Origin of the sequence: Rhodococcus sp. NPDC003318 (genome assembly GCF_042879035.1) — a bacterium.
Lineage (GTDB): Bacteria > Actinomycetota > Actinomycetes > Mycobacteriales > Mycobacteriaceae > Rhodococcus_G.
Map to the genome: position 1 here is coordinate 263,461 of NZ_JBIAOU010000002.1, position 7,631 is coordinate 271,091.

The 7,631-nt window shown below is 71.1% G+C and carries 6 protein-coding genes; 3 read left to right on the forward strand and 3 right to left on the reverse strand.

Annotated elements, in window-relative coordinates; genetic code table 11:
• Positions 1-72 precede the first annotated feature (72 nt).
• The gene (gene purB / locus ACFYVR_RS06435) at positions 73-1,494 is read left to right on the forward strand and encodes an adenylosuccinate lyase (protein ID WP_387470858.1); all 1,422 of its coding nucleotides are present in this window, start codon (positions 73-75) and stop codon (positions 1,492-1,494) included.
• A 182-nt stretch (positions 1,495-1,676) separates the two neighbouring features.
• Here the strand turns inward: purB and ACFYVR_RS06440 are convergent, their stop codons facing one another.
• Positions 1,677-2,057 (reverse strand): MarR family winged helix-turn-helix transcriptional regulator, encoded by a 381-nt coding sequence (locus ACFYVR_RS06440; protein ID WP_387471190.1) that lies wholly within the window; start codon positions 2,055-2,057, stop codon positions 1,677-1,679.
• A 127-nt stretch (positions 2,058-2,184) separates the two neighbouring features.
• On the opposite strand from ACFYVR_RS06440, the gene ACFYVR_RS06445 reads away from it, so the two are divergent.
• Entirely contained in the window at positions 2,185-4,023 is a 1,839-nt protein-coding gene (locus ACFYVR_RS06445) for an ABC transporter ATP-binding protein (protein ID WP_387470860.1), read from the forward strand.
• Positions 4,024-4,066: 43 nt separating this feature from the next.
• Here ACFYVR_RS06445 and ACFYVR_RS06450 read toward each other — a convergent pair whose 3' ends face one another.
• Positions 4,067-5,422: a phosphotransferase family protein gene (locus ACFYVR_RS06450; protein WP_387470862.1), complete on the reverse strand. Its 1,356-nt coding sequence runs from the start codon at positions 5,420-5,422 to the stop codon at positions 4,067-4,069.
• The gene (locus ACFYVR_RS06455; protein ID WP_387470864.1) at positions 5,419-6,081 is read right to left on the reverse strand and encodes a TetR/AcrR family transcriptional regulator; all 663 of its coding nucleotides are present in this window, start codon (positions 6,079-6,081) and stop codon (positions 5,419-5,421) included. Before ACFYVR_RS06455 ends, ACFYVR_RS06450 begins: the two co-directional genes overlap by 4 nt.
• 174 nt (positions 6,082-6,255) lie before the next feature.
• On the opposite strand from ACFYVR_RS06455, the gene ACFYVR_RS06460 reads away from it, so the two are divergent.
• Entirely contained in the window at positions 6,256-7,497 is a 1,242-nt protein-coding gene (locus tag ACFYVR_RS06460; RefSeq protein WP_387471192.1) for an acyl-CoA dehydrogenase family protein, read from the forward strand.
• Positions 7,498-7,631 lie beyond the last annotated feature (134 nt).

Below are 7,631 nucleotides of genomic sequence, written 5' to 3' on the forward strand. Positions count from 1 at the left end.
GAGCCGCCGGACTCCGCCGTGACGGGCCGGTCGGGGATCGGCACCTGCGCGGTGGCCGTAAACTGGGTGTCCGTGAGCCGCATCCCGAACGTCCTTGCCACCCGCTATGCCAGCCCCGAGCTCAAGGCGCTGTGGTCGCCCGAGTACAAGATCGTCCTCGAGCGTCAGCTGTGGCTGGCGGTTCTGCGGGCCCAGGCCGGCCTGGGGATCGACGTCCCCGAGCAGGCCCTCGCCGATTACGAGCGTGTCATCGACAATGTCGACCTCGACTCGATCGCCGAACGGGAACGCGTCACCCGGCACGACGTGAAGGCGCGGATCGAGGAGTTCAACGCCCTCGCCGGGCACGAGCACGTCCACAAGGGCATGACCAGCCGCGACCTCACCGAGAACGTCGAGCAGCTGCAGATCGTCCGGTCCCTCGAGCACGTGCACGCCCACGGTGTCGCGGTCGCCGCGCGGCTCGCCGAGAAGGCCGCTCAGTACTCGTCGCTGGTGATGGCCGGTCGCTCGCACAACGTCGCCGCGCAGGCCACCACCCTCGGCAAGCGGTTCGCGTCCGCCGCCGACGAGCTGCTCGTGGCGCTGACCCGCCTGCGCGAACTGATCGACCGCTACCCGCTGCGCGGCATCAAGGGCCCGATGGGCACCGCGCAGGACATGCTCGACCTGCTCGACGGCGACGCCGAGAAGCTCGAGACCCTCGAGCGGAAGGTGGCCGAGCACCTGGGCTTCGCGCACGTGCTGACCAGCGTCGGCCAGGTCTACCCCCGCTCGCTCGACCACGACGTGCTGTCCGCGCTGGTCCAGGTCGGTGCGGGCCCGTCGTCGTTCGCGCACACCATCCGGCTGATGGCCGGCCACGAGCTGGTCACCGAGGGCTTCCAGCCCGGCCAGGTCGGCAGCTCCGCGATGCCGCACAAGATGAACACCCGCTCCTGCGAGCGCGTCAACGGTCTGCAGGTGGTGCTGCGCGGCTACGCGTCGATGGCCGCCGAACTCGCCGGTGCGCAGTGGAACGAGGGCGACGTCTTCTGCTCCGTCGTCCGCCGTGTCGCGCTGCCGGACGCGTTCTTCGCGATCGACGGGCAGATCGAGACCTTCCTGACCGTGCTCGACGAGTTCGGCGCCTACCCGGCGGTGATCGAGAAGGAACTGACCCGCTACCTGCCGTTCCTGGCGACCACGAAGGTGCTGATGGCCGCGGTCCGCGCCGGGGTCGGCCGCGAGACCGCGCACGAGGTCATCAAGGAGCACGCGGTCGCCGTCGCGTTGGCGATGCGGGAGGAGGGGCGCGAGCCCGACCTGCTGGACCGGCTCGCCGCCGACGACCGGCTGCCGCTCGACCGCGCCGCGCTCGATGCCGCGCTCGCCGACAAGTCCGCGTTCGTCGGTGCCGCCGAGGCGCAGGTGGTGTCCGTCGTCGCGCAGGTCGAGAAGCTCGTCGAGTCCCACCCCGACGCCGCGACCTACTCGCCGTCCCCCATCCTCTAGTCGCGTCCACGACCGGCTGAAGGGCGCTTTCGTTCGGTTCATCGAGACGAAGGGCGCCTTCAGCCGGTGGGGGACCGGCCGGTGGGGTGCGTGGGGTGCGTGGGCTGGTGTGTTGGCTGAAGGTGGCCTTCGTGCGGCCCATCGAGACGAAGGGCGCCTTCAGCCGGTGGGGGACCGGTGGATCAGCGCAGTTTGGTGAGGATGCGGCGCAGCTCGGCGCGGTCCTCGTCGCTCAGGACGGCGAAGTAGTCGTCGGCGTCGGCGTCGCGGGCCTGCTCGAGCTCTCGGACGGTCCGCGCGCCGTCGCCGGTCAGGCGTACGCACGTGGCGCGGCGGTCGTGCGCGTCCGGGATCCGCTCGACGAGCCCGCGTTCCTCGAGCCGGTCGACGACCTCGGTCGCGGACCGCGGCGCGATGCGCAGTGCCTTCGCGACGTCGCCGAGGCGCGGCCGGCCGTCCGGTCCGTGGCCGATCACGTGCAGTGCCCGCGATTCGTGCGGGCTGAGCTGCCAGGGTTCGAGTGCCGCTATCCACCGTCGGCGCAGGCCCCGTGAGGTCGACATGACGAGGTCCCGGAGGGTGTCGGGACGGTCGGCGGTCACGGTGATTCAGCGTACAGGCACTTGACGCCTCCCTCATTGTGAGGCAACCTCAGTATGTCTTACCCCGACACTGCGAGAGGGGTGGTGTATGACAATCCCCCAATTTCCCGGCGGACCCGGACCGGGCCGTCCCGTGAAGATCGACCCCGCCGATCGCGCCCAACTGGCCGAGAAGCCCGTGAGCCTGCGCCGGATCGGCGCCCTGTTCGCCCCCTACCGACTGCAGATCGCCGTCGTCGTCGCGCTCATCGTCGCGTCGTCCGTGATCACGCTCGCCAACCCGTTCCTCGTGCGCGCCGTCATCGACCGCGCCATCCCGCAGCAGGACGTCACCCTGCTCGTGTGGGCGGTGATCGGCATGCTGGCCGTCACGGTCGCCGGCTCGGTGCTCGGCGTCGCGCAGACCTGGATCTCCACCACCGTCGGCCAGCGGATCATGCACGGACTGCGGACCCGCGTGTTCGCGCACCTGCAGCGGCAGTCGCTGGGCTTCTTCACCCGCACCCGCGGCGGTGAGATCCAGTCCCGGCTGACCAACGACATCGGCGGCATGCAGACCGTCGTCACCTCCACCGCCACGTCGATCGCGTCGAACGTCACCACCGTCGTCGGCACCGCCGTCGCGATGGCGGTGCTCAGCTGGCGGCTGTCACTGCTCTCGCTGCTCGTGCTGCCGCCCGCGATCTGGCTGACCCGCCGCGTCGCGCGGATGCGCCGCGAGATCACCGCGCAGCGGCAACGGACCCTCGCCGACATGCAGACGCAGATCGAGGAGTCGTTGTCGGTCAGCGGAATTGCGCTCTCCAAGACCCTCGGCGCCGGACCGGCGATGTCGCAGCGGTTCGCCGACACGTCCGCGCGCCTGTCCGACCTCGAGGTCCGATCGCAGCTGTCGGGCCGCTGGCGGATGGCCACGATGAACATCGTCTTCGCCGCCATCCCGGCGCTGCTCTACCTCGTCGCCGGCCTGCCCGCGACCTCGGGCGGCATGACGATCGGCACCCTCGTCGCCTTCACCGGACTGCAGGGCGCCCTGTTCCGGCCGCTGATGAGCCTGCTCGACGTCGGTGTCTCGGTGACCGCGTCGCTGGCGCTGTTCAGCCGGATCTTCGAATACCTCGACCTGCCCGTCGACATCGACGATCCGGAGCGTCCGGTCCCGATGCCGCGGGATCGGGTCCACGGCACCGTCACGTTCGACCACGTCGGGTTCCGGTACGAGGGCGGCGACCGACACGCACTCGACGACATCGCGATCGACGTGCCCGCCGGGTCGTCCCTCGCGCTGGTCGGCGAAACCGGCTCCGGCAAGACCACTCTCGCGTCACTTGTCGCGCGGCTGCACGACCCGACGTCGGGCGTCGTCCGCATCGACGGCGTCGACCTGCGCGACATCACCCTCGCCGAGCTGTCCGAACTCGTCGGCGTCGTCTCCCAGGAGACCTACCTGCTGCACTCCACGATCCGCGAGAACCTGCGGCACGCCCGGCCCGGCGTCACCGACGCCGAGATCGAGGCGGCCGCCCGCGCCGCGCAGGTCCACGACCTGATCGCCTCGCTGCCCGACGGCTACGGCACCGTCGTCGGCGCCCGCGGGCACCGGTTCTCGGGCGGGGAGAAGCAGCGCATCGCGATCGCCCGGACCCTGCTGCGGGACCCGAGGATCCTGGTTCTCGACGAGGCCACCAGCGCCCTCGACAACGAGACCGAGGCGGCCGTGCAGCGGGCCCTCGACACCGTCAGCGCCGGGCGCACCACGATCACGATCGCCCACCGGCTCTCCACGATCCGCGGCGCCGACCAGATCGCCGTCCTCGACCGCGGCCGGATCGTCGAACGCGGCAGCCACGACGACCTGGTCGCGCTCGGCGGCCGGTACGCGGCCCTGCTGGCCCGCGGCGAGCGCTACGCGCTCGTGCGGGGTTGACGGGTCGGGGGACCCCCGAACCGCGCACGAGCGCCGAAGGCACCTACACGTAGTTCGGTGCGGCGACGGCGAGGCGCGCGGCGACGGCGCCGCGGACGGCATCCGCGACCTCGGCGGTCTCGATCGAGAGCGCACCCTCGGCCAGGGCGACTGCCAGTTCCGCCTCGCTGCGCAGGTTCAGGGCGGCGAGCCGCGCGCGGTGGTCGCGGCGTGCGGCGTCACCGGTGGTGAGTTCCCGCTCGACGACACCGAGGACGTTCCCGGCCACCCGGCCGAGGTAGCGGGACCGGCCGGTGGCGTCGTCGGACTGCGAGCGGACGAACCCGCGCACCGCCCCGAGCAGGGCCGCGGCGCTCGGCGTCCCGAACAGGTCGTCGTCGGCGGGGCCCTCGGGCGGTGTCGACGGCCGCTCGGCCGTGCCCACGCCGAGCAGGTTCAGCAGGTCGTGTTCGCATTCGGTGATGCGGCGCCCGATCGCGAGGAGTTCGAGCGGGTTCGATCCGGAGTCCGATCCGCGACTGGCCTGCAGCCGGCACATGTACGCCCAGCGCAGCGTGCCGTAGACCTCCCACCAGTGCACGGCCGCCGGATCCGGCGCGACACCGCACTCGTCGGCGTACCCGCGGAACAGTTCGTCCCGCTCGCCGAATCCGCCGACCGGTGCCGATGACCCGAAGCGCCACGTCTTCGTGCACAGCCAGCCCAGGTCCTCCATCGGATCGCCCAGGTGGACCAGTTCCCAGTCCAGCACCGCGCGGATCCCGTCGGGCTCGACGAGAAGGTTCCCGTTGCGGAAGTCGCCGTGGACGACTGCCTTCCGGGTGGTCTCCGGTCGGTGTTCGCGGAGCCAGCGGAACGCGAGGTCGAGGGCGGGCAGCCGCGATCCGATGGACAGGTACAGCGGGAAGAGCGACTCGATCGGGTCCTGGTCCGCCAGGCCGGCAACACGTTCGGGATCCATCCGGTGAATCCGTGCGAGCGTGCGTCCCGCCTCGTACGCGAGCCGGGGTCGGATGTCCGCGTACTCGGGGTCGCGGAGCAGACGCTGGGGCAACGCCTCGCCCGGCAGCTTCTCCATCAGCATGTACGCCGTGCCCAGGGTGTCGTCGGTCGTGCCGGGGCGGCTGTGTGCGTAGAGACGCGGAACGGGGACTCCGGCGCGGCGTGCCTCGATGATGGACGCGGCCTCGAGCGCCATCCGTTCCGGCTCCTCCAGGCCCGGCGGGTCCCGCCGCAGGATCAGTTCGGTGTCGGGGGATCGGTCGGACACGGCGGTCATCGACCAGGTCTCCCGGCTCGCGCCGCCCGTCAGTCGTTGCAGGCCGGTGATCGTGGTGGGCCCGTTGCCCGCGTCGGCGTACCGATCCGCGACGGCCTCGGCGAGGGCGGTGGGTGTCATGACTTCTCCTCCTGGTGTGCGACCGCGCCCCGGTAGCCGACTGCGTCGAGGGCGATCCGCTGGTAGCGATCGACGACGTCGGCCGCGCTCATCGAGCCACCCGGACGAAACCAGGTGGCGACCGCGGTGCAGGCCGAGACGACGAAACGGGACGCGTTGACCGGGTCGGTCGTGGTGAACGATCCGCGGTCGACGCCGTCGGCGACGACCCGGTCGAACATGCGTTGCTGCGCGTCGCGTTTGCTGACGACGAGTGCGAGCGCGGCCGGTTCGAGGCTGCGCAGTTCGGTGTTGCCGAGCATGGACTCGTACGGCCTCGCCGCGTGTGCCTCGACGTGGACGCCGACGATGGCGCGCAACCTCTCGGCGGGGTCGGTGCCCGCCCGGAACAGGACGTCCTCGGTGCGGGTGACGAGGCCGTCCATCACCCGGTTCATGATCAGGACCAGCAGATCGTGTTTGGAGCCGACGTGGTTGTACAGCGTGCCGACGCTGACGCCGGCGGCGGCGGCGAGGTCGCGCACCGACGTGCCGTGGTAGCCCTTCTCGACCCACGTTCGGACGGCGGCGTTGATCACGTCGGCGACGGTCGCGTCGTCGGTGCCCTGGACCGCCGAGCTCCGAAAGTCGGTGTCGATGGTCTCGGACCGCTTGCGCACCGCGACCCCTCCTTCGGCTGAATGAATGATTGCTCAATCATTGCACACCCTCGGCCGGTGGCAACAGAAGGGCAATTTCAGCATGTCAATGCTCACTCTTGTTACCGGAAAGTCATCGCTGTACGGTCATAGATGAACGATCGTTCAGAGGTCATTCCGCACAAGGGGGGCACCATGGATTCCGGCATCCCCGCCGACACCGCGCAGTTGTTGACGGACCTGGATCGGTTCATCGAGGAGCAGATCGCGCCGCTCCAGGCCGCCGACGACAACGAGCGGTTCTTCGACCACCGGCGCGAGTGGGCGCGGACCGACTTCGAGGCCGGCGGGCTGCCGCGCGCCGAGTGGCACGAGCTGCTGACGGAGATGCGCAGGCGAGCGGACCGGGCCGGGTTCCTGCGGCGCGACCTGCCCGCCGAGCTCGGCGGCAGCGAGGCCGGCAACCTGGAGATGGCGATCGTGCGCGAGCACCTCGCGCATCGCGGCCTGGGCCTGCACAACGACCTGCAGGACGAGTCGTCGATCGTGGGCAACTTCCCGTCCGCGCACCTGGTCTGGAAGTTCGGCACCGACGAGCAGCGCAGCGAGTTCGTCGAGGCGCTGATCACCGGCGAGCGCGGACTCGGATTCGGCCTCACCGAACCCGACCACGGCTCGGACGCGACGTGGATGGAGACCGTCGGCGTGCGCTCCGGCGGCGACTGGATTCTCGACGGCGCCAAGCGCTGGAACACCGGCATGCACGTGGCCACCCACGACCTGGTCTTCGCCCGCACCAGCGGCAAGCCGGGCGACGCCCGCGGCATCACCGCGTTCCTCGTCCCGGTCGACGCACCCGGCTTCACCATCGGCCTGTTCCGCTGGACGCTGAACATGCCGACCGACCACGCCGACGTGACGCTGCGCGGCGTCCGGGTGCCCGACTCCGCGATCCTCGGCGAGGAGGGGCGCGGACTGGAGATCGCGCAGAACTTCGTGCACGAGAACCGAATCCGCCAGGCCGCGTCCAGCCTCGGTGCCGCGCAGTACTGCATCGACGAGTCGGTCGCCTACGCCCGCGAGCGGGTGACCTTCGGGCAGCCGCTCGCCGCCCGCCAGGCGATCCAGTGGCCGCTCGTCGAACTGCACACCGACGCCGCGATGCTGCGCGAGCTGATCCGGGCCACCGCACGCGACCTCGACACCCGCTCGCACATGGAGGTCTCCGACCGCGTCTCGATGTGCAACTACCGCGCCAACCGGTTGGTGTGCGACGCCGCGGACTGGGCGATGCAGGTGCACGGCGGCATGGGGTACAGCCGTCACCTGCCGTTCGAGCACATCTACCGCCATCATCGGCGGTACCGCATCACCGAGGGCGCCGAGGAGATCCAGATGCGCAAGGTCGCGGGCCACCTGTTCGGCTTCACCAGATGATGCGCTTCGCGCAGTGGTGGGCGGGGGGGGGGGGGGGGCCCCCCCACCCCCCCCCCCCGCCCCCCCCCCCCCCCCCCCGAGCGTGGGGGCCGCTCGGCGCGCCCCCCCCCCCCGCCCCCCCACCCCACCACGGC

Bases quoted from the DNA above. Each gene is read 5' to 3' on its own strand.
- ACFYVR_RS06460 (WP_387471192.1), top strand. From the start codon at position 6,256: ATGGATTCCGGCATCCCCGCCGACACCGCGCAGTTGTTGACGGACCTG.
- ACFYVR_RS06445 (WP_387470860.1), top strand. From the start codon at position 2,185: ATGACAATCCCCCAATTTCCCGGCGGACCCGGACCGGGCCGTCCCGTG.
- ACFYVR_RS06450 (WP_387470862.1), bottom strand. From the start codon at position 5,422: ATGACACCCACCGCCCTCGCCGAGGCCGTCGCGGATCGGTACGCCGAC.
- ACFYVR_RS06440 (WP_387471190.1), bottom strand. From the start codon at position 2,057: ATGTCGACCTCACGGGGCCTGCGCCGACGGTGGATAGCGGCACTCGAA.